Source organism: Mycobacterium vicinigordonae, assembly GCF_013466425.1.
Taxonomy (GTDB): domain Bacteria; phylum Actinomycetota; class Actinomycetes; order Mycobacteriales; family Mycobacteriaceae; genus Mycobacterium; species Mycobacterium vicinigordonae.
Genome location: NZ_CP059165.1, coordinates 6003050 through 6028041 on the forward strand (window position 1 = coordinate 6003050; position 24992 = coordinate 6028041).

21 protein-coding genes and 1 tRNA gene are annotated in these 24992 nt (G+C 66.8%); 8 read left to right on the forward strand and 14 right to left on the reverse strand.

The window, feature by feature from the left end:
* Nucleotides 1–38 precede the first annotated feature (38 nt).
* Nucleotides 39–1223: a CaiB/BaiF CoA transferase family protein gene (locus H0P51_RS27020; RefSeq protein ID WP_180915842.1), complete on the reverse strand. Its 1185-nt coding sequence runs from the start codon at nt 1221–1223 to the stop codon at nt 39–41.
* A complete protein-coding gene (locus H0P51_RS27025; RefSeq protein ID WP_180915843.1) occupies nt 1216–2562 on the reverse strand; it encodes an LLM class flavin-dependent oxidoreductase in 1347 nt (448 codons plus the stop codon). The genes H0P51_RS27020 and H0P51_RS27025 overlap by 8 nt, the downstream gene beginning before the upstream one ends.
* 69 nt (nt 2563–2631) lie before the next feature.
* Here H0P51_RS27025 and H0P51_RS27030 point away from each other — a divergent pair, with 69 nt between their 5' ends.
* Together H0P51_RS27030 and H0P51_RS27035 are read left to right on the forward strand one after the other, a co-directional pair.
* On the forward strand, nt 2632–3276 hold the full coding sequence (locus H0P51_RS27030; RefSeq protein ID WP_180915844.1) for a GntR family transcriptional regulator: 645 nt from the start codon (nt 2632–2634) through the stop codon (nt 3274–3276).
* Nucleotides 3277–3700: 424 nt separating this feature from the next.
* The gene (locus H0P51_RS27035; RefSeq protein WP_180915845.1) at nt 3701–4651 is read left to right on the forward strand and encodes a helix-turn-helix domain-containing protein; all 951 of its coding nucleotides are present in this window, start codon (nt 3701–3703) and stop codon (nt 4649–4651) included.
* A gap of 287 nt (nt 4652–4938) precedes the next feature.
* On the opposite strand, the gene H0P51_RS29050 is transcribed toward H0P51_RS27035, so the two are convergent.
* The gene (locus tag H0P51_RS29050) at nt 4939–7809 is read right to left on the reverse strand and encodes a PE family protein (RefSeq protein WP_213016716.1); all 2871 of its coding nucleotides are present in this window, start codon (nt 7807–7809) and stop codon (nt 4939–4941) included.
* A gap of 328 nt (nt 7810–8137) precedes the next feature.
* On the opposite strand from H0P51_RS29050, the gene H0P51_RS27050 reads away from it, so the two are divergent.
* Complete coding sequence (locus H0P51_RS27050; RefSeq protein WP_180915846.1) at nt 8138–12022, forward strand: Pls/PosA family non-ribosomal peptide synthetase; 3885 nt, start codon at nt 8138–8140, stop codon at nt 12020–12022.
* Nucleotides 12019–13341 carry a M1 family metallopeptidase gene (locus tag H0P51_RS27055; RefSeq protein WP_180915847.1) on the forward strand — a complete coding sequence of 441 codons (1323 nt, stop codon included), beginning with the start codon at nt 12019–12021 and terminating at the stop codon, nt 13339–13341. Before H0P51_RS27050 ends, H0P51_RS27055 begins: the two co-directional genes overlap by 4 nt.
* Nucleotides 13342–13426: 85 nt before the next feature.
* On the opposite strand, the gene H0P51_RS27060 is transcribed toward H0P51_RS27055, so the two are convergent.
* Nucleotides 13427–13813, reverse strand: a complete 387-nt coding sequence (locus H0P51_RS27060) for a DUF2237 family protein (RefSeq protein WP_180915848.1) — start codon at nt 13811–13813, stop codon at nt 13427–13429.
* Nucleotides 13814–13910: 97 nt separating this feature from the next.
* On the opposite strand from H0P51_RS27060, the gene H0P51_RS27065 reads away from it, so the two are divergent.
* Complete coding sequence (locus H0P51_RS27065) at nt 13911–14300, forward strand: hypothetical protein (protein ID WP_180919255.1); 390 nt, start codon at nt 13911–13913, stop codon at nt 14298–14300.
* Nucleotides 14301–14501: 201 nt separating this feature from the next.
* Here H0P51_RS27065 and H0P51_RS27070 read toward each other — a convergent pair whose 3' ends face one another.
* Genes H0P51_RS27070 through H0P51_RS27080 form a run of 3 tightly spaced genes read right to left on the reverse strand, consistent with a single transcriptional unit; the run spans nt 14502 to nt 17972 of the window.
* Nucleotides 14502–15452 (reverse strand): LLM class flavin-dependent oxidoreductase, encoded by a 951-nt coding sequence (locus H0P51_RS27070; protein WP_180915849.1) that lies wholly within the window; start codon nt 15450–15452, stop codon nt 14502–14504.
* 2 nt (nt 15453–15454) lie between these two features.
* Nucleotides 15455–16648, reverse strand: a complete 1194-nt coding sequence (locus H0P51_RS27075) for an MBL fold metallo-hydrolase (RefSeq protein WP_180919256.1) — start codon at nt 16646–16648, stop codon at nt 15455–15457.
* Between the two features lie 55 nt (nt 16649–16703).
* The gene (locus H0P51_RS27080; protein WP_180915850.1) at nt 16704–17972 is read right to left on the reverse strand and encodes a sulfotransferase family protein; all 1269 of its coding nucleotides are present in this window, start codon (nt 17970–17972) and stop codon (nt 16704–16706) included.
* A 111-nt stretch (nt 17973–18083) separates the two neighbouring features.
* Between H0P51_RS27080 and H0P51_RS27085 the strand changes: the two genes are divergently transcribed.
* Both H0P51_RS27085 and H0P51_RS27090 read left to right on the forward strand, forming a co-directional pair.
* Nucleotides 18084–18443, forward strand: coding sequence for a hypothetical protein (locus tag H0P51_RS27085; protein WP_180915851.1), 360 nt, complete (start codon nt 18084–18086; stop codon nt 18441–18443).
* A 97-nt stretch (nt 18444–18540) separates the two neighbouring features.
* Nucleotides 18541–19677, forward strand: a complete 1137-nt coding sequence (locus H0P51_RS27090) for a glycoside hydrolase 5 family protein (RefSeq protein ID WP_180915852.1) — start codon at nt 18541–18543, stop codon at nt 19675–19677.
* A gap of 95 nt (nt 19678–19772) precedes the next feature.
* Here the strand turns inward: H0P51_RS27090 and H0P51_RS27095 are convergent.
* From H0P51_RS27095 to H0P51_RS27105, 3 genes are all read right to left on the reverse strand, one after another.
* Nucleotides 19773–19862 (reverse strand) — tRNA-Ser (locus H0P51_RS27095).
* Nucleotides 19863–19891: 29 nt separating this feature from the next.
* Complete coding sequence (locus H0P51_RS27100; RefSeq protein ID WP_180915853.1) at nt 19892–20353, reverse strand: nucleoside deaminase; 462 nt, start codon at nt 20351–20353, stop codon at nt 19892–19894.
* Nucleotides 20350–20871 (reverse strand): tRNA adenosine deaminase-associated protein, encoded by a 522-nt coding sequence (locus H0P51_RS27105; protein WP_180915854.1) that lies wholly within the window; start codon nt 20869–20871, stop codon nt 20350–20352. The genes H0P51_RS27100 and H0P51_RS27105 overlap by 4 nt, the downstream gene beginning before the upstream one ends.
* A gap of 107 nt (nt 20872–20978) precedes the next feature.
* On the opposite strand from H0P51_RS27105, the gene H0P51_RS27110 reads away from it, so the two are divergent.
* Nucleotides 20979–21923 carry a prephenate dehydrogenase gene (locus H0P51_RS27110; RefSeq protein WP_180919257.1) on the forward strand — a complete coding sequence of 315 codons (945 nt, stop codon included), beginning with the start codon at nt 20979–20981 and terminating at the stop codon, nt 21921–21923.
* On the opposite strand, the gene H0P51_RS27115 is transcribed toward H0P51_RS27110, so the two are convergent.
* From H0P51_RS27115 to H0P51_RS27130, 4 genes are read right to left on the reverse strand one after another with little or no spacing between them, the layout of a single operon-like run.
* Nucleotides 21886–22485 carry a putative glycolipid-binding domain-containing protein gene (locus tag H0P51_RS27115; RefSeq protein ID WP_180915855.1) on the reverse strand — a complete coding sequence of 200 codons (600 nt, stop codon included), beginning with the start codon at nt 22483–22485 and terminating at the stop codon, nt 21886–21888. The genes H0P51_RS27110 and H0P51_RS27115 overlap by 38 nt on opposite strands.
* A 37-nt stretch (nt 22486–22522) precedes the next feature.
* The gene (locus H0P51_RS27120) at nt 22523–23224 is read right to left on the reverse strand and encodes an ABC transporter permease (protein ID WP_180915856.1); all 702 of its coding nucleotides are present in this window, start codon (nt 23222–23224) and stop codon (nt 22523–22525) included.
* Nucleotides 23221–23889 carry an ABC transporter permease gene (locus tag H0P51_RS27125; protein ID WP_180915857.1) on the reverse strand — a complete coding sequence of 223 codons (669 nt, stop codon included), beginning with the start codon at nt 23887–23889 and terminating at the stop codon, nt 23221–23223. The genes H0P51_RS27120 and H0P51_RS27125 overlap by 4 nt, the downstream gene beginning before the upstream one ends.
* Entirely contained in the window at nt 23889–24992 is a 1104-nt protein-coding gene (locus H0P51_RS27130; RefSeq protein WP_180915858.1) for an ABC transporter ATP-binding protein, read from the reverse strand. The genes H0P51_RS27125 and H0P51_RS27130 overlap by 1 nt, the downstream gene beginning before the upstream one ends.

Here is a 24992-nt window from a genome sequence, read left to right on the forward strand (position 1 = left end):
CCAGCTCCGAACGGCGAAGCCTCACTTGTTTCCCTCTCTCACAGCACGCCTTTGGCGCGCAGATCGTCAATGTCGTTGTGGCTCAGACCAAGTAGTTCCCCGTACACCTCAGCGTTGTGCTCGCCGAGGCGCGGGCCCAGCTGCCGTACCGTTCCGGGCGTCGAGGAGAACCGCGGCACTGGGGCCTGCACCGTCATCGGCCCGAGGTCAGCGTCGTCGACCGAGACGAACACCCCCCGATGCGCAAGCTGCTCATCACCCACCAGGTCGGCGATGTCGTAGACGGGTGCAGCGGCCACGTCGTGCGCCTCGAAGACCTGCATTGCCTGCGAAAGTGTCTTGCCGGCAACCCAATCCGCCACCACCGCGTCCACCTCGCGGGCCCGGGCCAGCCTTCGCTGCGGATCGGAGAAGTCGGCGTCGTGCACCAGGTCGCCACGCCCGATCGCCCGGAACACCCGGAGCGCCAACGTCGGCGAACTTCCCGACATCGCCAGCCACCGCCCGTCGGCGGTGCGATAGGTGTTGCGCGGCGCCGAGATGTCCCAACGGTTACCAGAGCGCTGGGGCACCAAACCGAGTTGGTCGTACCCCAACAGCGTCTGCTCTAGCAATCGCGCCAGCGGGTCAACAAGATTGACGTCTATAAGCTGGCCCGGCCCGCCGTGTACGTCGCGGTGGTACAGCGCCATCATCACGGCGTACGCGGCATTCAGCGACGCGACCCCGTCTGCCAACATGAATGGCGGCAGGGTCGGCGGCCCGTCGGCCTGACCGGTGATGTGCGCAAAGCCGCTCATTGCCTCGCCCAACGTGCCGAAGCCCGGCCGCTCGCTCTTTGGCCCGGTCAACCCGTATCCGGTGATGTGCAGCATGATAATTCGGTCATTGACCGCGCGCAGACTCTGATAGTCCAAGCCCCACTTGCGCAGCGTCTGGGGCCTGGTGTTGAAGATTGCGACATCGGCGCGCCTAACCAGTCGGCGCACCAACTCCTGGCCGTCACTGCAGCGCAGGTCCAGTGTTATTGATTTCTTGTTGCGGGAGATGGATTTCCACATCAGGCCGACGCCGTCACGCTGGTTGCCCCACGAGCGGATGGGATCGCCATTGCGCGGGTCCTCTACCTTGATCACCTCGGCGCCGAACTCACCCAAATAGGTGGCGACTAGGGGTGCAGCCGCCAGGGTGGCCAGATCGAGCACCCGCAGTCCGTCAAGCATTGGTACCGACGGGTCGTTGTAGACCCAGATGGCCCCGCAACGTCGACGACTCGTAGGCGGTGCGGAACATGCCGCGTCGCTGCAGTTCCGGAACAACCATGCGCACCACATCTTCGAATGCGCCGGGTAGATGCGTTGCGGCCAAGACGAATCCGTCGCATGCGCCGCTTTCGAACCAGTCGACCATCTGGTCGGCTACCTGCTCTCCAGTCCCGACGAACCGTGGCCCCTGCAGGAGGGTGGCGCGGTGGCCGGCCAGGTCGCGCACCGTGACCGTATCGCCGCCGATGTGCGTGCGCAGGTTCTGCACCAGTCCCCGGATACCCGAGACGGACGCAATCAGCTCGTCGGTGACGGGATCGTCCAGATCATGTTGGGCGAAGTCGTAATTCATCAACTCCGACAGCAGGGTCAGCGACGCCATCGGATGCACCAGATCGTTGAGGAACATCGCTTCGCGGTCCTTGGCGTGGGACTCCGACTCCCCCACCACCGCGTAGGCCATCGGGCAGATACGCACCGCGGCCGGGTCACGTCCGGCGTCGGCGATACGATCCTTCTGGTCGGTGTAATGGCTGCGGGCCACCTCGATTCCCGGGTCGCCAGTGAAGATTAATTCCGCCCAGCGCGAAGCGAATTCGCGCCCGCGACCCGACGAACCGGCCTGGATGATCACCGGGCGGCCCTGCGGGGTACGGGGAACCGTCAACGGGCCGCGCGCCGAAAAATACTGCCCGACGTGGCGGAGCTCGTGCACTTTGGCTGGATCGGCGTAATGGCCCGACGAGCGGTCGTGCAGGACGGCGTCGTCCTCCCAGGTGTCCCAGAGGCCGGTGACCACCTCCATGAATTCGTCGGCACGGTCGTAGCGTTCGTCGTGACCGAGGTGGGCCTCGACGCCGAAGTTCTGTGCCTCGCTGTCGTTGACCGAGGTGACGACGTTCCAGGCGGCGCGGCCGGCGGACAGGTGATCCAGCGAGGCGAAGGTGCGCGCGACGTGGAATGGTGGGTAATAGGTCGTCGAGTAGGTCGCACCGAGCCCGATGCGCGACGTTGCCTGAGCCAGAATCCCCAGCACGACACTCAAGTCGAGCTTGACCGGCCGGGCGCCGTATTGCACCGCCTCCTGCACCGAGTTGCCGTAGACCCCAGGCATGGCCAACCGGTCGTCGAAGAACATCAGGTCAAAACAGCCCTCTTCGAGCTGACGGCCGATCTTTGCGTAGTAGGACGCGTCGAGATACCCGTGCTCGGTCGCGGGGTGCCGCCAGGATCCGGCATACACCGAGGTGCTGCCTGCCTGCATGAAGGCGACCAGAGACATCTTGTCGGTTCGCATGGGTTGAGAATCTAACATCTGATATTTTAGATTTCAAATGCTAGATGTGTAGTTTGGTACGCTGCCCCAATGGCGAGGATCGACATCTCCGGGACCGTGCGCGAGCGCGCCGCCCGGGAATTGCGCGACCGCATCCTCACCGGCACGCTTCCAGCCGGAGCGCGGCTGGACCTCGACGCCATCACCGAGGAGTTCGCCACCAGCCGCACCCCGGTGCGCGAAGCGCTGCTGGAACTGTCATTCGAAGGCCTGGTCCGCGTGGCTCCGCGCAGTGGCGTCACCGTGATCGGCATCAGTCCTGAGGACGTGCTGGACAGCTTCACCATCCTGGGTGTGCTGACCGGCCAAGCGGCCGCCTGGGCTGCGCAGCGGGTGGAACCGGACGAGCTGGCCATGCTGCGCGAACTAGCCGCCGACGTGGCCGCCCGCTCTGGTGACGACAGCATTGGCGAGGCGAACTGGCACTTCCACCAGAAGATTCACCGCGCCGCGCATTCCCCGCGGCTGATGGCCCAGATCAAGCAGGCGGCGCGCGTGGTACCAACTAACTTTCTGACGCTGTTCCCGGACCACGAGAAGCACTCGCTCGACGATCACCAGGCGCTGCTCAACGCGTTCGCGGACACCGACGCTGAGCGTGCCCGCACCATCGCCGAACGGCACGTGCTGGACGCCGGACGGTCATTGGCTAAGTGGCTGGAACAGCGCGGCTAAACCCATCTGGTCCGCGGGTTCGCGCAATGGTGAAAACTGTTGCGGGACCGCAATAGTATTTCCCAGGTCGGCGAAATACGTTGCGCAGCTGTGATATACCGAAAGCGGATTTCTCCACCGACCACACTGGTCTACTCGCGGCCACAAGTCTTCGGATAGCTGAGGGATTCTCGGGATGAACTTTTCTCCTCCGATCGGGGGAGAAAGCCTGCCCACCCAGCCCCGAACACGGCGTGCAAACCCGAGCTTGTGATGTTGAAAGCTATTGATACTTAACGCTTTAAAGAGACTCCACGGTTCGCCCTCGGCCGCGGACCACCGTTTCGGCGGAGTTGTCCGTGGCTTGGCAAGGACCCGTGACTGGCGATCGAATGTGGTTACTATCGCCTTCCACGATACCGACGAGGGCAAGGCTGCAGCTTTCGTGAGTCAGAGATTCGCACAGGTCTTCACCGCCGACGAAGGTGCGGGCAACCCGGTCCACATGCGGCGTCGGCAGCTGGGTTCGATGAGCTTCGACGAGCTTGAACTCGACTCCGAAATCCGCTACCGCATGGCTCCGCTGGACCGAATCGTTCTGACCCGGGTTCGCACCGGCTACATCGAGCTAGACCGGGCCGGCGGTCAAACCGAAGTCCTGACACCTGCTGACCAAGTGGTAGCCCTCCCCACCGAGAACCTAACCGTCGGGATGCGCGGCAGCTACGAGATGGTGACATTCAAGACGGCGGATCTGACCAAGGTGGCCGCCGCGGGAGCGACGGACCGCGGACCGGTGCGGTTGTTGTCCCCCCGCCCGGTGTCGGCTGCGACCGCCCAGCAACTCAGCTCGCTGATTGACTACCTGCGCGATCACATCCTCAGCCAGCCCGAAGCATGCGACTCGCCGGCCATTGCCAGCAACGCCGCGTCACTGCTGGCCGCCAGCGTGCTCAACACCTTTCACAGCACCGTGTCGACCAAGGCCGACCCGCTCGACCCAGTCAAGTCGAGCCTGATGCGGCGGGCCATCGCGTTCATCGACGAACGCGCGCACACCGACATTGCGCTCGACGACATCGCCGCCGCCATCCACGTGACCCCACGCGGACTGCAGCACATGTTTCGTCGACAGCTGGGCTGCACGCCGATCAGCTATTTACGCCGGGTGCGCCTCAGCCGAGCGCACGAGGAGCTGCTGGACGCCGATCCTGCCACCGTCTCGGTCTCAGCGGTCGCCAGGCGCTGGGGATTCGCCCACGGCGGGCGGTTCGCGGCCTACTACCGACAGCACTACGGCCAGCACCCACGGGTCACCCTGCACGGCCAGCCGGCGCCGCCTTCGCCGCCTTCGCCGAAGCCAAGGACTTCGGCATACGACGATATGCGACACTGAATACCTCAGATTCCAGCGCGGACGAAATGCCCGTTTAGCGCAGAGGCTTTGTGGCCACTGCGTCACCGACATTCCGTGACGCAACAGCTTTATCGGACCCGTCGCATTTGCACCCAGACAAATGTCGTCGTTGGTCGAAATCGCTATCGCTGCATTCAGCGATCATTCGCTTTTTCTTATTGAGGACACCGAATCCCGGGTACACATTTCACCGCTGAGATTTGCGGTGAAATGGCTCCCGGGATTCGGTCCCGTCGCCCGCGGTCCGGCGCGAGTCCCGCCTGGGGCTACGGCGTACCGTCGGTCCCCGGTGTGCCGCTGCTGCCGGTTCCGCTACCAGCACCGGCGGTGCCGCCGGTGCCGCCCTGTGCGTGGGCACCGCCGGGGGCAGATGCGTTCCCGCCGTTGCCGCCGTTCCCGCCGGCGCCGTTCTGCTGGCCGCCGGCTCCGCCGGCGCCCCCGTTACCGCCGACGACCGTAGCGGTCGATGCGGTGTTGGTAGCGGCCCCGTCGCCGCCAGTGCCGCCATTTCCGCCCTTGCCGGCCCCGCCTCCGGCACCGGCGTCACCGCCACTACCGCCGGTCACGTTGCCCAGGCCATTGCTGGACGCGCCGCCGCCGGCGCCGCCGTTACCACCCCATCCGGCCTGGGAGGTGGCGCCGCCGCCCGTGCCGCCAGCCCCGCCAGTGCCGCCGGCACCACCGGTGGCCGCGGCCTGGGAGGCGGTATTGGAGACGGTCGCTAAGCCGCCGGCCGCGCCATCGCCGCCGCGCCCAAAGTTGATGCCTTGGCCACCGTTGCCGCCGCCCCCGCCGGTGGCGCTACCTGTGCCGTACGCCTCTGCGTTGCCCCCCAGGCCGCCGTCTGCGCCGTCGGAGATACCGCCTGTGTTGAGTACGCCGCCGTCGCCACCGCGTCCGCCGACCGCGCTCCCGCTGCCGTAGTTGAGTGCCCCTCCGCCCCTTCCACCGACAGCGTGCGAACCGTTGTCAGACGAATAGCCGCCGGTGCCGCCTTGACCGCCAACGGCATTTGCGGCGGAGCTGGACGAACTGACGGTAGCCCTCCCGCCGTAGCCGGCGGCCCCACCGTCAGCGCCGGCACCTCCGTTACCGCCCGCGCCACCGGTAACCGTGCCGGCGGCGGTCGTGGTCGAACTGTTGGCCTGGCCCCCGGCACCGCCGCGGCCGCCGTTGGCGGCTGCCGCGCCGCCGTCCCCGCCGTGGCCGCCGGTGGTCGCACCCGTGCCCGCGTTGTACGCATTGCCGCCGACGCCGCCGTCGCCGGCCGGGTTGCTGCCGGTGCCGCCACTGCCGCCATTGCCTCCGGCGCCGCCGGTCGCGCTGCCGATACCCCCGGGGTCGTTGATGTTGGCGTCACCGCCCGCACCGCCGGTGCCGGCGAAATTGTTACCAGCGGCGCTGCCACCCACGCCACCCTTACCGCCGGTGGCATTCAGGGTCCCGGAGCCGAAGGACGCGCCACCCTTCCCGCCGTCGCCGGCGTGGCCGAAGCCATTACCAGCGCCGACGCTGCCGCCGTCGCCGCCATTGCCACCGACGCCGCCGTTGCCGGATTGACCGCCGTCGCCGCCGTCGCCGGCGGTGTAGTTCGGGAAGTTCAAGTCGCCGTAGCCGTTGCCGCCGTTGCCGCCGTTGCCGCCCGCCAACTGCCTGCCAGAAAGGCCATCAGCGCCGGAATTGGCTCCGATGCCACCGGCAGCGCCACCAATGCCACCAGCACCGGCAGCGCCGGGATTGGCGCCATTGCCGCCCAGCCCGCCGTTGATGTTGCTCGCGTCGCCGTTGCCGCCGTTGCCGCCGTTGCCGCCGGCTCCGGCGGCACCCCCGGTCCCGCCTGCGCCGCCGTCACCGTTGGCGCCGTCGGGGCTCAACAGCCAGCCACCCTTGCCGCCGGCGCCACCAGCACCACCGTTGCCGCCCGCCGCTCCGTTTCCGCCCAAACCACCCTGGCCTCCGGCACGGCCAGCGCTGGTGGTGCTGTAGCCGGCGCCGCCGGCACCACCCGCACCGCCGGTCCCACCGGCACCGCCCTCACCACCCATTCCGCCATGCCCCCACAGCCAGCCACCGTCGCCACCGCGGCCGCCGATCCCACCATCACCGGCAGCGGTGCCGCTGGTTCCGGCGCCACCAGTCGTGTTCTGCGGGCTGCCGCTGTTGCCGGCCCCGCCGTTGGTGCCGTCGCCACCCCCGCCGCCGATTCCACCGTTGCCCCCGCCGCCCAGTAGTGCCCCACCGTGACCACCGGTACCGCCGGTGCCGCCGACGCCCTGTGCGCTACCGAGCCCCCCGGCGCCTCCGTCGCCGCCATGACCCCAGATCCAGCCGCCGCGCCCGCCGGTGCCGCCATCTGCACCGTTGAGCATGCTGCCGCCCGCGCTACCACCGGAGCCGCCGGCACCACCCGAGCCCAGCAGGTACCCGCCGTTGCCGCCGGTTCCGCCGACCGCCCCGGTGCCACCGGCGCCACCGGTTCCGCCCTTACCGAACAAAGTCGCCGACCCGCCAGTACCACCGACCCCGTTCACACCACCAGCACCGCCACCCCCGCCGTTGCCATACAGCCAGCCCCCAGACCCACCATGACCACCCGCGGCGCCCGAACCCCCCGCGCCGCCAGCCCCACCATGACCGATCAATCCCGCAGATCCACCGGCTCCCCCGGTCTGGCCCGCGGCGCCGGACCCGCCACTGCCCCCGTTGCCCCACAGCAAGCCACCATCAGCACCGGCCTGACCCGTGCCGGCTGCACCATTAGCACCATTACCGATCAGCGGGCGACCGAACAAATACTCCGTCGGCGCATTGATCAACCCGAACAACTCGAACCCGCCACCACCCAGCGACGCCAGGTTCACCGCCTCCGCAGACCCGTATGTACTACCCGCCCCCGCCAGCGACTCCACGAACTGCGCATGAAACGCGGCCGCCTGCGAACTGACCGCCTGAAACTGCTGCCCGTGGCCCGAGAACAGCGCCGCAATCGCGGCGGAAACCTCATCGCCCGCGGCCGCCGCAATCTGCGTGGTCGAGGCCGCCGCGCTCGAACCAGCCTCGGCCAACGACGACCCGATGCCGGCCACATCCGACGCCGCCGACGCCAAGAGCTCCGGACCCACCAAGACAAACGACATTTCAAACCTCCCAGCAGAGCCCGACGAATTGCCAGGTGCGCGGTTACCTGATTGGCGAAGTGAAGCAATAAATCCCGCCGGGTGGCGACGTATTCGATATACGATGCCGCGGTCGGACAAAGATCGTCGTTCTCTGGATAAGCCTGCATTTCCTGTTGCACTTACGTACCGAATTGATTCCTGATATTCGTGCTGAGTTTCAGCCCCAAACAGGGGCGCCGACGGAACGGCGCGCCATGGTTTCCCGACGTCGGATCGCATCGCTCGGCCGCGACACAGCTACCGTCACCGCAGGCGCCGGACAGCGTGGCGTGAGTATTTTCGTAAGGTGCCCGAGACTCCCGCGCAGTACCTGCTGTCGGCGCACGCGCCGAGCCCGCGCACGCTTATCGACATCATCAACGAGACGGCCGCGCGCCATCCTGATGCCGCCGCGATTGACGACGGCGAGGTGCAGCTCACCTACCGCGAGTTACTCGAGGACATGGCCGACAGCGTGCGGTGGCTGGCCGCCCGGGGCATCGGCCGAGGCGACCGCATCGGCATCCGGATGCCCTCGGGCAGTTATTCGCTGTACGTCGCGATCCTGTCGGTGCTGGCGGCCGGTGCCGCCTACGTGCCCGTAGACGCCGACGATCCAGACGAGCGGGCCGAGTTGGTCTTCAATGCAGCCAATGTTGTCGCGGTAATCACCGACAAGGGCATCGAACGCACCCTCGGCGCTTCCCGCGGCTGGCGGGCCGGGGCACCGCTGGCCCGCGACGATGCGTGGATCATCTTCACCTCTGGCTCCACCGGCACCCCCAAGGGTGTGGCCGTTACGCATCGCAGCGCGGCCGCGTTCGTCGACGCCGAAGCGCAACTGTTCTTGCAGGAAAATCCGATTGGGCCGGGCGACCGGGTGCTGGCCGGGCTGTCGGTGGCGTTCGACGCGTCGTGCGAGGAGATGTGGCTGGCGTGGCGGCACGGCGCCTGCCTGGTCCCGGCGCCGCGGTCGTTGGTGCGTAGCGGGATGGACCTGGGCCCCTGGCTGGTGACTCGCGACGTGACGGTGGTGTCCACGGTGCCGTCACTGGCGTCCCTATGGCCCGCCGAAGCGCTGGAAGCGGTGCGGCTGTTGATCTTCGGCGGTGAGTCCTGCCCACCCGAGCTCGCCGCGCGGCTGGCAGTGGAGGGCCGCGAGGTGTGGAATACCTACGGCCCCACCGAGGCAACCGTGGTCGCCTGCGCCGCCCGGTTGGACGGCTCGGAGGTGAGCATCGGACTGCCGCTGGCGGGCTGGGATCTGGCGGTAGTCGATGACGAAGGCGAGCCGGTCGACTACTGCGCGACCGGTGAACTGGTGATCGGCGGGGTGGGCCTGGCGCGATACCTCGACGAGGACAAAGACGCCGAAAAGTACGCTCCCATGGCCACATTGGGCTGGCGGCGAGCGTACCGCAGCGGCGACCTGGTGCGGCTGGAACGCGACGGACTGTACTTCTGCGGCCGCCGCGACGACCAGGTGAAGGTTGGCGGCCGGCGCATCGAACTCGGCGAGGTGGACGCGGCGCTGGTGAACCTGCCGGGTGTCAGCGGCGCCGCGGCCGCGGTACGACGCACTAGCAGCGGCACCTCGGTGTTGGTCGGGTACCTGGTCAGTGCCCAGCCGGAATTCGATATCGCCAAGGCGCGCACCGAACTTGCCGAGCATCTTCCCGCCGCGCTGGTGCCCCGCCTGGTGCGCGTCGAGGCGTTACCGACCCGCACCTCGGGCAAGGTGGACCGGGATGCGCTGCCGTGGCCGCCACCGGGCGGCACCGACGACACCCCCGAGCTGGCTGGCACGGCCGGCGCGCTAGCCGCAATGTGGCGGGATTTGCTAGGCGCGGAAGTGGCTGGCCCGCAAGCGGATTTCTTCGCTCTCGGCGGTGGTTCGCTGGCCGCCGCGCAACTGGTCGCCACGCTGCGCAGGCAGTACCCGCAGATCACCGTCGCCGACCTCTACGACCATCCGCGGCTGGGATCGCTCGCCGGTTTCCTCGACGAGCAGGAGGCGCCGCCGCGAGTCACTGAGCGGGTGGTGCGGCCGCTCCCCCGCCGCACACAGTTGGCCCAGCTGATATTGGCGTTGCCGTTGGCAACGCTGGCCGGGCTGCAATGGGTTACCTGGCTGGCATTGGGGAATAACATCGCCCGTGCGCTGCATGTGGTGCCTTGGACGGTCGCAGTCAACTGGTGGCTGGTGGCTGCCGCGTTCATCCTGTTCGTCACGCCGCTGGGCAGAATGGGTAGCACGGTGCTGTGTGCCCGTCTGCTGCTGCGCAACGTCAAACCCGGCAGCTACCCGCGTGGTGGTTCGGTGCATCTACGCGTCTGGTTCACCGAGCGGATGGCCGCCGCCAGTGGGGCCGAAAACCTCGCGGGCGCACCGTGGCTGGTCTACTACGCTCGCGCGCTGGGAGCCGAGATCGGCAAAGGCGTCGACCTGCATTCGATGCCGCCGGTGACCGGCCTGCTCAAGGTCGGGCAGCACAGCGCGATCGAGCCCGAGGTGGACCTGTGCGGACATTGGGTCGACGGGGACCTGTTCCACGTCGGCACCATCACCATCGGCAACGACGCGACCATCGGCGCCCGGACCACCCTGCTGCCCGGCGCAGTCGTCGGCAAGAACGCCGATGTGGCACCGGGTTCCGGTGTAGTCGACAAGATCAAGAACGGCCAGTACTGGAAGGGCTCACCGGCCGCGAAATCCGGTCGGGTCAAGCATCCGTGGCCCGACGAGCGACCTCCGCTGCGATCCTATTGGGTAGCCGGGTACGGGGTGACGTCGATGTTGTTGGCAGGCCTGCCGCTACTCGCCGCTGCGGTCGGGTTGACCGTACTCGGATTGGCGGTGCACCACACCCGCAGCCTGCCGCAGGCGGTGCTGCCCGCACTGGCTTGGACACCGGTGGCCACACTCGTCGCGGTGGCCGTATACGCGGCGGCGACAGTGGTGTCGGTGCGCGCGTTGTCGATCGGCCTACGCGAGGGATACCACCCGGTGCGCAGCCGCGCCGGATGGCAGCTGTGGACCACCGAACGGCTGATGGACGCGGCCCGCAACTACCTGTTCCCGCTGTATGCCAGCCTGTTCACGCCGATCTGGCTGCGCATACTCGGCGCGCGGGTCGGGCGCGGCACCGAGATCTCCACGGTGTTACTCACACCCAAGTTCGCCGTCATCGAGGACGGCGCGTTCCTGGCCGACGACACCATGGTCGCTTCGTATGAGCTTGGGGGCGGCTGGATTTACGCCGCGGAAACCACGGTCGGGCGGCGCGCCTTTCTGGGTAACTCGGGAATCACCCAGCCGGGCCGCCGGGTGCCCGACGACGGCCTGGTCGCCGTGTTGTCAGCGACGCCGCCCAAGGCTAAGCGTGGCTCGTCTTGGCTGGGCAGTCCGCCGATGCGACTGCGTCGGCGTCCCGTCGAGGCCGACGAGGAAACCACCTACGCTCCGCCGACCCGGTTAAAGGTGATGCGGGCCGCGGTAGAGATTTGCCGTTTGGTGCCGATGATGATCACGGCCGCGATCGGCCTGGCGATGTTGGGCGGACTGCAGTTCCTTACGGCCTTCGGGATCTGGTGGGCAGCGTTGGGCGGCGGGCTGGTCATGCTGTCCGCAGGTGCGGTGGCCGCAGCGGTAACGGTGGCAGCGAAGTGGCTGCTGATCGGTCGGGTCCGCGCGCGTGAATATCCGCTGTGGTCATCCTTCGTTTGGCGCAACGAACTCGCTGACACGTTCGTGGAAACAGTTGCCGCGCCATGGTTTGCGCGCGCGGCCGCGGGTACGCCGGCATTGAACCTGTGGTTGCGGGGACTGGGTGCGGCGATCGGGCGCGGAGTCTGGTGTGAAACCTACTGGCTTCCCGAGGCCGACCTGGTCACCCTCGGCGCGGGCAGCACCGTCAACCGTGGGTGTGTGGTGCAGACCCACCTGTTCCACGACCGGATCATGCGAATGGACACCGTCGTGCTGGAGCCCGGTTCCACGCTGGGCCCGCACTGCGTTGCGTTGCCCGCGGCCCGGCTGGGCGCCGGCGCTTCCGTCGGCCCCGCCTCACTGGTGGTCAGGGGCGACGAGGTGCCCGGATCGACGCGTTGGCAAGGCAATCCGGTGCGGCCGTGGAAACCCACCCGGAAGAAAGGGCGCAAGAACGCCGACGTTGAAGGAACCGCGGCGTGAAATCACCAGCCAAGAAGGCCCCGAAGAGCGGGGTACTTGATCCGTATCTGCCGCAGAACGGCAATTTCGGCTACTCGGTGTCGCGTTACGAACTGGACCTGGAATACAAGGTCGGCATCAACCGGCTATCCGGTACCGCGACGATCACGGCCGTGACCCTCACCGAGTTGCAGGTGTTCACCCTGGATCTGTCCGGTGCCCTGTCGGTGTCCAAGGTGTCGGTGAACGGCAAGCGCGCCGAGCGGTTCGGTTGCCGGGCCGGCAAATTGCGAATCACGATGTCGTCGAAACTGGCGACCGGCGCCGCGATGTCGGTCGTTGTGCGCTACAGCGGCCATCCGAAGCCACTCCGAACACTTTGGGGCGAAGTCGGGTTCGAGGAGCTGACTGAAGGTGCGCTGGTGGCCGGGCAGCCCAACGGGGCCGCCTCGTGGTTCCCTTGCAACGATCATCCCAGCGCGAAGGCCGCCTTCCAGATCCAAGTCAGCACCGAAAACGCCTACCGCGTGGTGGCCAACGGCAAGTTGGTGTCGCGGCGGGTGCGGGCATCGCAGACGGTGTGGACCTACGAACAACCCGAGCCCACGTCGACCTACCTGATCACGTTGCAGATCGGCGTGTACGAGCTGACCCGGCTGACCAGGACGCCAGTGACCATCCGCGCCGCCCTGCCCGAAAGACTTACGAAGGACTTCGATCACGACTTCGGCCGGCAGCCCGAGATGATGAAGCTGTTCGTCGAACTGTTCGGACCCTATCCGCTGAGCGACGGCTATACCGTGGTGGTCACCGATGACTCGCTGGAAATCCCCCTCGAAGCACAAGGTATTTCGATCTTCGGCGCCAATCATTGCGACGGTACGGGTGACAGCGAGCGGCTGATCGCCCACGAGCTGGCGCACCAGTGGTTCGGCAACTCGGTGACCGCGCGCCGCTGGCGCGACATCTGGCTGCACGAGGGATTCGCCTGCTACGCCGAGTGGTTATGGTCCGAGCACAGCGGCGGGCCCAGCGCCGACGAGCTGGCCGACGAATTTCACGAGGAGCTTCGCGCCCAGCAGCAAGACTTGCTGCTCACCGATCCTGGACCGCGGCGCATGTTCGACGACCGGGTGTACAAGCGCGGTGCACTGACTCTGCACGCCCTACGCGAAAGGTTGGGCGACACGAAATTCTTTGCGCTACTGAAGGATTGGACGTCACGCTACCGGCACTCGACGGCCAGCACCGACGACTTCACCAGCTTGGCGGCCACCTATTGCGACGAATCGCTGAGGCCGTTGTGGGAGGCCTGGCTGTATTCGACGGCGGTGCCCTGAGCCGCGAGCGGGTTCAAAGCCCGGCCTTGGCGCCGAAGCGTTCCATGAACCGGCAGGAATGGACCTTTTCGCCATCCCCAGACGTCTAGAGGTTGGCCAGATCGTCGGGGACGTCCACGGCATGTTCCTGAAGGACCTCGAGAGGCACCACGTCGAGGGTGCGCTGATTGGTGGAGGCGAGCACCACCGGGGCGGCGCAGCCGTCGTTGTGGGCGCGCAGCCAGTTCAGCGCGGTGACACACCAGCGGTCCCCGGGCAGCAGCCCGGGAAATCGGTACTCGGGCACCGGGGTGGACAGGTCGTTGCCGATTGAGCGTTGATGCTCGAGGAACTCGGCGGTCACCACGGCGCAGATGGTGTGCAGGCCCCGATCCTCGTCTCCGGTGGAACAACAACCGTCCCGATAAAATCCGGTCATCGGCTCGGTGCCGCACGGTTCCAGCGGGCCCCCTAGCACGTTGCGATCGGGCATTAGCTCAGTATTACGCTTCGCGCCCTCGAATGGCGGGCAAATCATGGGCACGTGGGTGGCGGCAGCACCATGTCACGGTGACGGTAGGTTCATCGGCGTGATACTTACGGGTGCCTTCCTGGCCGACGCGGCCGCCGTCGTTGACAACAAACTCAACGTGTCGGGCGGGGTGCTGTCCCGCTTCGGGCTCGGGCCCGATCGCTCCGCCCGATTCGTCTTGGTGGTGCTGACGCAGTCCGAGCCCGGCAACACCGACCGGCAGATCAAGATTGAGATGCGGCCGCCCAATGATGACGAGCCGATCAAGCTCGAGTTCGACCTGCCCGAGGCGGCCGTCGCCGACTTTCCTGGGTTCGCGTTCTTCGAGTTGCAGCTGCAGTTGCCCACCGACGGCCGCTGGGTGATGGTGGTGACCGGCGGGACGGGGGCGATCTCACTGCCGGTGCTGGTCAGCGAGATGCCGCAACCATCAGGGCTCGGTCTCTAGGGTCCAGCCCTTCGCGGGTGCCAATCGGTTTCTTTCCCGCGCGAGCGTCCTCAAAATGCCGCTATTTGCGCGTGAAAACCGTACATTTGAGGGCGCTCGCGCGAAGGTTAACGAGACATTTGCGGGCGCCCGCGACACTTGAGGGCGCTCGCGCGAAGGTTAACGCGAGAAGCTAGTTGCGGACGGTGGTTGCGGGCCGGTTCAGCTCAGCACCGGCAGCACCTTATCGGTGAGTAACTGCACCGACTTCCAGGCTTCGTCCACCGGCATCCCCCCGACCAGCGGGTGCAGCACGATCGGCCCGTAACAGTGCTCCGCGCCGCGCACCTCGGCGATTAGCTGCTCGGGTGTCAGGAACCGGTATCGGCCGGAAGCCTTCACCTCGTCGAGCGTCTGCACCCCGGGCAGGTGCATGAGGGATCGCTCGTCGGCGGACCAGCCGCCGTAGGTGACCGCTTCCCACAGGATGTGTTCGCCGAGTTCGGCCCAGGCGCGATCCGGGTCCTCGTGCAGGTAGATCATGCCGCGGTTGATCGGTCCGGGCATGACGACGAACGGCTTAATGCCCGCTTCGGCGCACAACTCGCGGTAACGGGCCGCAACCTCGGGCAGATGGTCGGCCAGACTGAGCGGCAGCCTGAACCGCGCCGCGCGGCGCGCGGTAGCCAGCGACCCGCCACCCACATACAGCGGGGGATGCGGCCGGGTCCAGGTTCCGATGCTCGACCAGACCGCCAGCACCCGCTCCACCAGTTTGTCCATCAGCTTGCCGCGCTGGGCAAATTCGACTCCCAGCGAGTCGAATTCGACCGTTCGATAGCCCAATCCGACCGTGGTATGCAGCCGCCCGCGACTCATGTTGTCCACCAGCGCGATATCCTCGGCGAGCCGGACCGGATTCCACAGCGGCCCCAGTGCGCAGTCCACGCTCGCGATCAGGGTCGACGTGTGCGCCAGGAACATTGAGGCGGCCATGATCGGGTTGGGGCTCCAGCCGTGTCCGGTGGCATGGTGCTCGTCGACACTCACCGTGGTGATGCCGCGCGACTCACCCCACTGCGCAAGCTCGAGTGCGGCGTTGAGCAGTTCGCTCTGCTTGCGCGGATCACCCTGCGGGGAAGCGAAATTGAACCTCAGTACGGTGAGCAACATCGTCAGGAGCTTCTGGCGATCTGCTGGGTGAGCCAAGCGGATTCCCAGAAGTTGGTGCTGTCGGCCAGCAGGTGCTCGTGTGCCGCCCTGAGCACTTCGCGCGCTGCGGGTTGGTCGCCGAGCAGTTCGGCGAGGTGGATGGCATGCAGGGGGCGGCCCGCCTCCAGGTGTCCCCGGGCGCGGTCGAGGAGCTCGGCGGCGCCGGCGAGTTCGACGACGTCGCTGGCCACCGCATCGAATCCGACCGGATACAGTTCGGTGGTCGAGCGGTGGTGGAACCAGCCCGAGTAGTTCTCCCAGATGGCCCGTACATCCCAGGCGACCTTGCCGTAGCCCTGTCCCACTTCGTATTCCGCGGGCAGGGTGATCTCCCGCATCAACGTTTCCACGTCCTTGCCCTCGTTCATTCCGGTGACGGTCTGGTCATGGACGTACTGAATCGCGTTGCGCAGTCGCGTGAGTTCGGCCTCGATTCGCTCGGCGCCCGAGATCGGCTCGAAGTGACCGGTGACGAGCAAGTTGGGCTTCAGGTCGCGGACCCGGTCGACCGAGGCGATCGTCGTCAAAGCATCGCGATAGCGGTCGCCGCGCATAGTGACCAGGTTCGGGATGTGTCCAAGTAATGGACCGAAAGTGTTCCCACACAAACAGATTCGCTCCTCGGGCAGCCACACCACCAGGGAGTCGGTGGTCTCGCCGCCAGGCACCGAGATCAGCTCCAACTGGCGCCCACCGACCTCCAGCGTCAGAGTGTCGTCGAAGTCGAGATCCACGCTGGGAATGCTCTGCGCAGGCAGCCTCCTGGTGCCGAGCCGCCGTTGGATGTCCTGGATTCCGGTGGACAGCGTGTCCTTGAAGGCGAACGCGCTACGACTGGCCCGGTACGGGATGAGACGTTCGTTGTCATCGCGCCACAGCGTCCAGTTAGCCTGCGCGACAACGACAGTTTCAGGATCGCGGACGCTGTCCAACCCGCCTACGTGGTCGACGTGTCCCTGGGTAAAGATGACGTAGCGCACCGGGGACGGGTCGACGTCGTCGAAGTTGGCCCGGTGCACCGGCCCTTCGAATCCCATGCCGGTGTTGACGATCACCCGCCCGTCGTCGGTAGTCAGCAGGTAGGAGTTGGAGAGCCCGGGCGAACACCACACGCCAGGCGCGATCGGCTCGGCCCGATCCGCGGAGGCTGGACGCATCTCCTCGGCACCCGGCCGGCTGCGGTAGACCGGTTCGAATTTCACTGTGTCTCCCTCATTCGGCACGGACGTCGAACCTGTCGAAGTAGAAGCCGAATCGTGCGCGTAGGTCGTCGGCGCTGACCCCGAAATGCCGTTGCAGGTCGTAGCGGATGCGGCCGTGCTTGCCCCGCGGGTTGCTGCCGAGATACGCCTGGAAGCTGCGCGTTGCCTTGCCGGTGAGTTCGACGCCCCCGCGGTGGTACAGCTCAGTCAGCAACTGCATTTCATTGCCGTTCAGCTGATGGAAGCCGATGTCGATGCTGCGTTCGTTGGGCACCAAGCCACGATCACGCACGCAGGCGCTGAGTAATCGGTGTACCCGGTCGGTCCAATACTCCAGCAGCCAATCCGGGTTGATACTGGTGCGGCGCAGCCGATCCGAATAGGCCATCATCGTTATCGCGGACTGGATCACCGCTGCGGGATCGCGGTGGGTGAAAGCAACCGTCGCGTCGGGAAAGGTGGCCATCAAGGGGCCCAGTTGCTCACAGTGCTGCGGACTCTTGAGCACCCAGGTCCGTGGACCGCGCAGAAAAGTTAACGCCTGCAACACTTTACGCAGATAGCCATAGTGACGGCGCTGGTCCAGGCTCAGGTAGTAGTCGCGCCAACCCGGAACCCGCGCATGCCATTCCAGCACATAGGAAGCCAAATCCAGGTCCAGGACCTCGACCTCTTCTTCGATGGCTTCGGGGAACCGGTCATGCATGGCGGCAACCAACGGCGCGCTGGCCATCAGCGCATCGTGTTCCTGTTTGGTTCGCGTGTAGCGCGGATCCACACCGTAGGTGTCGGGGCCTTGGCCGCGGGCCGGTATCGGATCCTGGCTCTCCCAGTACGGCAGCGCGCGGCGACGCGAGTCTGAGGCGATGAGATTGACCAGGTGCGTGGTGCCCGATCGGGGCATCCCGACGACGATGAACGGCTGCTCGATCGGGATCGACTCTGTCTCGGGGTACCGCTTGACCAGATCGGTCAACGACAACCGGTTCCGCAGCAGGCGCACCACCCGTTGCCGCAGTGTGGCGCGGGTGAGTTGACGCAGGCCGTCGTCGGCTTCGATCGCGGCAACGTGAGCGCTCAACCGTTCGGTGAACCGGTCACCGTCGTCGAGATCGTCCACACCGGCCTGCGCGCGGGCCTCATCCAGCATCGTGTCGATGTCGAACTCGACGCGCCTTGACTCGGTGAACTTCAGGATCTGCCGCTGGGTCTCGGTCAACTCGGGCGAGCGCAGGTCGCTCAAGTCGATGTCCTCGACATCCTGACCCGCAACATCCACGCTTCTGACCTCCGTTGGCCGTCTCGCTGCCCGTCGCTGCCCGTGGCTGCCCGTCGAATATAAGCCGTCGCCCACCTGTGCCTGCCGGCACCGCAACGGTAGGTTCAGCGGGTGATAGTCGGGGCCTTCCTGGCCGAAGCCGCATCGGCAGTGGACAACAAGCTCAACGTGTCGGGCGGTGTGCTGTTGCGATTCGCCGTCGAGGCAGATCGGCTGGCCCAGTTCCTGCTGGTGGTGCTCACGCAGTCGGAGACCGGGAGCCCGGACCGGCGGGTCGAGGTCGAGGTCCGCCCTCCCACCGACGACGAGCCGCTAACCATCGGATTCGAGCTGCCCGAAGCCGCCACCGCAGCCGAACTCGGGTTCGCCATCTTCCCCGTCGAGGTGACCTTGCCCGTCAACGGGCGTTGGGTCCTGATGGTCACCGGCGGTGCGGGCCTGATCTCGCTTCCGCTGATTGTCAGCAGTTGACCGCGTGGATGACGGCGGCATAACGATTTTCCACCTCACTTGTCGCGGTCCGGTACGCCGCGCCTGAGGGGCCGCCCGCCGAAACTACCGTCGCGTCGTGCACCGCCGAACCGCCCTCAAGCTGCCACTGGCGCTGGCCGTGGGTACGGCCTTGATCCGTGCACCGCGCGCCGCCGCAGACGCGGGCCGGTGGCCCGCGGACCGCGCCCACAACTGGTATCAGGCCCAGGGCTGGTTGGTCGGCTGTAACTACACGACCTCGACGGCGATCAACCAGCTCGAGATGTTCCAGGCCGGCACGTACGACGCCGCGCGCATCGACCGCGAGTTGGGCGCGGCCCGCTTCCACGGTTTCAACTCGGTGCGGGTGTTCCTGCACGACCAGCTGTGGGCCCAGGACCGGCAGGGATTTCAAACCCGGCTCGCGCAGTTTGTCGGCATCGCTGCGCGGCACGGCATTAAGCCGCTGTTCGTGTTGTTCGACTCCTGCTGGGACCCGTTTCCGCGGATCGGCCGGCAGCGGGCGCCACGCCCAGGGGTACACAACTCCGGGTGGGTACAAAGTCCCGGCGCCGAGCACATCGACGACGCTCGCTACGCCGGTGTACTGCGCGACTACGTAACCGGCGTGCTGAGTCAGTTCCGCAACGACGACAGGGTCCTGGGCTGGGACTTGTGGAACGAACCTGATAACCCGGCGCGCGAGTATCGAAAAGTAGAGCGCAAGGACAAGCTGGACAAGGTCGCCGCACTGCTGCCTCAGGTGTTCGGCTGGGCGCGCGCCGTCGATCCGGCTCAGCCATTGACAAGTGGTGTGTGGCAGGGCAATTGGGGGGACCCCGGAAGCCGTAGTGCGATCGCCGGCATTCAGTTGGACAACTCCGACGTGATCACATTTCACAACTACGGCCCGCCGGCTCAGTTCGAGGGACGGATCAACGAACTCGCACCGCTGGGGCGGCCGATTATCTGCACCGAGTACTTGGCGCGGTCGCTGGGCAGCACTGTGGAGGGCGTCTTGCCGATTGCCCGGCGGCACAACGTCGGCGCGATGAACTGGGGGTTGGTGGCCGGAAAGACGCAGACGTATCTTCCCTGGACCTCGTGGGATCGGCCGGTCACGACGCCGCCGAAGCAGTGGTTCGCCGACTTGCTGCTGCCGAGTGGACAGCCGTTCGCCGACGTCGAGGTTCAGATGATCAAGAAGCTGGCCAGCGGGCAGAAACAGGATTGAGTCCTGCGGTTGCCCTACTGGGACCTGGGTGCGATATGGGTCGCCCGAAATTGCAGTCAGGCTTACCTGCGCGGGCAACTGTGGTGCAACAAATTTGGCGGTGGCGGAGGGATTTGAACCCTCGGACGGTTTTAGCCGTCACACGCTTTCGAGGCGTGCTCCTTAGGCCGCTCGGACACGCCACCGCCGAGCAGCTTACCGAACCACCCGCCCTTCACCCCAATCGCTGACGGGCGAAGAACTCTTCCAGCGGCGCCGCGCACTGCGCGGCGAGCACACCCCCTCGCACCTCCGGCCGGTGATTGAGCCGACGATCGCGCACCACATCCCACAGCGACCCGACCGCGCCGGTCTTGGGCTCCCACGCTCCAAACACCAGACGCGCCACTCGGGCCAGCACCAACGCCCCTGCGCACATGGTGCAAGGTTCGACAGTGACGGCCAGCGTCGCACCCTCCAGACGCCACCCATCTCCCAAAGCCAAGGCCGCCGCCCGCAGCGCCAGAATCTCCGCGTGCGCGGTCGGGTCACCCAACATTTCGCGAGCGTTGACTGCCCGCGCTAACTCGGTGCCGTCCGGCCCAACAACCACCGCGCCGATCGGCACGTCACGCGGGCCGGCCGTCCCGGCAACCGTCAGCGCGGCACGAATCAGCTGCTCGTCAGGCGGAGTCACCGACCTAGACGGTCGATCACCGCCGATAATTGCTCAGCGAAGCCCATCTCCCGCGCGATGCGTCCCAGCTGCTCATCGGCGTACAGGTCGGTCTCGTCGAGGATTACACTGAGCACTGCCTCGGGTAGCCCGATGTCGGACAGCAGCCCCAGGTCACCTTCCTCGAACGGGTCGGATTCCTCCAGGTCCTCCGGGTCGATCTCGGCGTCCAGGCTGTCCAGCACCTCGGCGGCGATGTCGTAGTCCAGCGCCGCGGTGGCATCGGACAACAGCAGCCTGGTCCGGGCGGGGGCCGGCCGCACGATGACGAAGAACTCGTCGTCGATATCCAGCAACCCGAAGACCGCGCCGGCGCTGCGCAGCTCACGCAACTCGGTTTCAGCAGCCGACAAGCTGGTCAGTGCCTTGGCACCCATCGGCGCGCAGCGCCACTTGCCCTCTTCGCGTACCACCGCAACGCCGAAGCCGTCCGGAGTGTCCGCGGACGGGCCTGTTGCTGAAGCCCGTTGTGCGCTCATGGGCGCCTACGCTAGTCCCTGACCTGGCCGGTGGCCAGACGAAGCTGGGACGGGCATCCCATCACCCGCAGGGCTATGCCACCCTTGATCCTGTGAGTAGTCCACCGGTGTGCGTACTCGGGCTGGGCCTGATCGGGGGATCGATTGTGCGGGCCGCCGCCGGCGCCGGCCGCGAGGTTTTCGGCTACAACCGCTCGGTTGAGGGCGCGGCAGGCGCCCGCGCCGACGGGTTCGACGCAACCACCGACCTCAGCGAGGCACTGACCCGCGCCGCCGGCTGCGGGGCGCTGATCGTGCTGGCGGTGCCGATGCCGGCGCTGCCGAACATGCTCGCCCGCATTCACGAGGCCGCCCCCGATTGTCCGCTGACCGACGTCACCAGCGTCAAGACAGCGGTCCTGGACGCGGTATCCGAGGCCGGGTTGCTGTCCCGGTTCGTCGGAGGACACCCGATGACGGGCACCGCGCATTCCGGCTGGACGGCGGGACACGGCGGACTGTTCAACCGCGCGCCCTGGGTGGTCAGTGTCGACGACCACGTCGACCCCGAGGTCTGGTCGATGGTGACGGCTCTGGCACTGGACTGCGGGGCCCACGTGGTGCCGGCCAAATCCGACGAGCACGACGCCGCCGCGGCCGCCATCTCGCATCTGCCTCACCTGCTCGCCGAGGCGCTGGCCGTCACCGCCAGCGAAGTACCACTGGCATTCGCGCTGGCCGCGGGATCCTTCCGAGACGCCACCCGGGTCGCGGGCACCGCTCCGGACCTGGTGCGCGCGATGTGTGAGGCCAACACTGATCAACTGGTGCCGGCCACGGACCGGATCATCGAACTGCTGAACCATGCCCGCGACTCGCTGGCTGCCAACGGTTCGGTGGCCGACCTCGTTGACGAGGGCCACGCCGCACGCACCCGGTACGAACGCTTTCCCCGCTACGACATCGTGACCGTCGTCGTCGGCGCCAAAGATTGGCGAGGCCAACTGGCCGCCGCCGGCCGAGCCGGCGGGGTGATCAGATCCGCTCTGCCAACCCTGGGTAGTCCACGATAAATCCGTCGGCGTCGACGGTCACCGTGGTGTCGGCCGCGGGCGAGCGGAGCCTGATCCCATCCAACCGACCCTCGCTGCTGTAGCTGACGGTGGCGGCGTCCACCGACATGTCCGGCACGTTCACGTAGACCATCGGCAACGCGATCACCTCGGCGCGTTCGTGAATACCGAGTCGCCGGATGGGCAGCGCGTTGAAGAACGGACTGAACACCAGGTCGACGTCAAGGGCGCCGTTGTAACCCGCGCGCCGCTCCCCCTGGTGGTCGGTGATCAACCACATGTTCTCCTCGTCACGGGCGATGGCGAGCTGGCGTTCCCGCTCGGCCAGCGTGACGGTCAACCCGAACCGCTTGGTGGCGCCGGACTCGTCGGTCTGCAATTCGTAGAACGCGCCGAACGCCGGGTTAGCGGCGGTAGCTGCCGCGACGATGCGGCCGTTGGCCTTGATTCGCTTGCCGGACAGCTGGATTCGTACCGATTCCATGCGAGACACGTCCTGGGCCCGCCAGGTCAACATCTGTGGCCAGACGCTCGAACTCGAATCAGAAGGGGCTGCGTTCACACGTCTACCGTAAGACGTGTCCGTCCGCCATGGCGGATTAGGCGACAACTGTGACGTTGGGTACTCGTCCGGTCCTGCTCAGCCGTCCCGATCCGGGTGCGGCCGCCCACACCGCCGAGGCCAGCAGCCCGTCCAGTATTAAGGCCAGTGCGGTCACCATCAGCGCACCGACCAACGCGATCGCGAACTGTCGCTCCTTGATCCCGTCGACGAGGTAGCGGCCCAGTCCGCCGAGACTGGCGTACGCGGCCACCGTGGCGGTGGCAACCACCTGCAGCGTCGCGTTGCGCAGCCCGCCGAGGATCAGGGGCATCGCATTGGGCACCTCGACGCGCAGCAGCACCTGCACCTCGGTCATACCCACCGCTCGCGCAGCGTCGACCACCAGCGGATCCACACTGGCGACGCCCGCGTACGTGCCGGCCAGCAACGACGGGACGCCCAGCAGCATCAGCGCGACGATCGGCGGACCCAGTCCGAGCCCAAACACCAGCACGCCGAACAGCAGCACCCCGAGAGTCGGCAGCGCTCGCAGGCCATTGACCACGCCCACCACCAGCAGTTGGCCACGGCCGGTGTGTCCGATGACGAGCCCGATCGGGACAGCCACCAGCGCAGAGGCCGCCACCGCTAGCGCGGTGTATTCCAGATGCTCGCCGACGCGCACGGCCAGTCCTGCCGGGCCGGTCCAGTTGGTGGCAGTAGCGAGGAAAGACAGCGCTTGCTGGATGAAGCTCATCGGGCGCCGCCCACCAGCGGTGTCGTCGTCCGACGGCCTCCCTGCCAGGGCGTGAGCACCCGCCCGGTCACGTTCAGCACGGTGTCGACCACGACCGCCAGAACGAACATCGCGATGATCCCGGCGACGATCTGGTCGCTCTTGTTCATTTGGAAACCGGCGGTGAACCAGCTCCCCAGGCCGCCGATGCCAATCACCGCACCCACTGAGACCATCGCGATGTTGGTCGCCACCACCACCCGCAACCCGGCCATGAGTACTGGAATCGACAGCGGCAGTTCAACTTTCACCATCCGGGCAACTGGCGAGTAGCCGATCGCAACGGCCGCGTCGCGTACCGCAGCGGGCACCGCATCCAAGGCTTCGAGCACCGCGCGCACCATCAGCGCGGCGGTGTAGGCGCTCAGCGCGACCACGACGTTGGCTTCGTCGAGGATGCGGGTGCCGATGATCATTGGCAGCACCACGAACAACGCCAGCGACGGGATGGTGAACACCACACTGGCGGCAGCCGTCGTCAGCCAGCGCAACGGCGGGGTGCGCTGCACCGCCAACCCAAGGGGCACCGCGATCGCCACGCCGATCAGCACCGGCACCAGCGACAGCCGCAGATGCACCACAGTCAACGCCCACGCGGCGCCCAAATGGGTCAGCAGGTAGTGCATCAGTCCGCCTCGGTGTTCCGCCGCGCTTGCACCGCGGCCAGCACATCAGCGGCCAACACACCACCGACAACCTTCTCCGCGCGGTCTACCGCGACTCCGATCGACGACGGCGAGGCCAGCGCCGCATCCAGCGCCTGGCTCAGGTTGCCGTCAACGTGGAAGACCGATCCGACCGACGTCATCGCCTGCGGCAGCGATTGTCCGTCGCGGTACCGGTGCAGACCGTCGGCGTCGATCCAGCCTGCTGCCGTGCCGCCATCGTCGACCACCAGCGCCCAACCCGCCGGCGGTTCGGCATTGCGCAGTTCTGCGGCGCGGATCCGCTGGATTTGATGCAGCGGTAGATCGGCCGCATCCATGAGTTGCAGCCATCGGTAGCCGCGGCCGAGGCCGATGAATTTGGATACGAACTCGTTGGCCGGGCGGGACAGCAGCCGCGCCGGTTCGTCGTACTGCTGCAACACGCCGCCCACCCCGAAAACCGCGACCCGGTCGGCCAGCCGTAGCGCCTCGTCGATGTCGTGCGTGACGAACACGATTGTTTTACGCAATTCGCTTTGCAAGCGCAGGATTTCGTTCTGCAGCGTGTGCCGCACCACGGGGTCGACGGCCGAGAACGGCTCGTCCATCAGCAGGATCGGCGGGTCGGCGGCCAGTGCCCGAGCCACCCCGACGCGTTGCTGTTCGCCACCGGAGAGCTGGCGCGGATAGCGGGTCGCCAGCTTGGGGTCCAGACCCACCCGTTCGAGCACCTGGTAGGCGGCAGCGCGAGCAGCCCGGCGAGACTGACCCTTGAGGATGGGAACCGTTGCGACATTGTCGATCACCCGCTGATGGGGCATCAGCCCGGCGTTTTGGATCACGTAGCCGATGCCGCGCCGCAACCGGACCGGGTCGACGGTTGAAACGTCAGCGCCGTCGACCACGATACGACCCGAGGTGGGGTCGATCATCCGGTTTATCATCCGCAGCGCAGTAGTCTTGCCGCAGCCCGAAGATCCGACAAACACGGTCAACTTGCCCTCGGGGACTTCGAAATTCAAGTTTTTGACGGCCGTCGCGCCACCGGCGAAGACCTTGCTGATGTTGTCGAAGGTGATCAT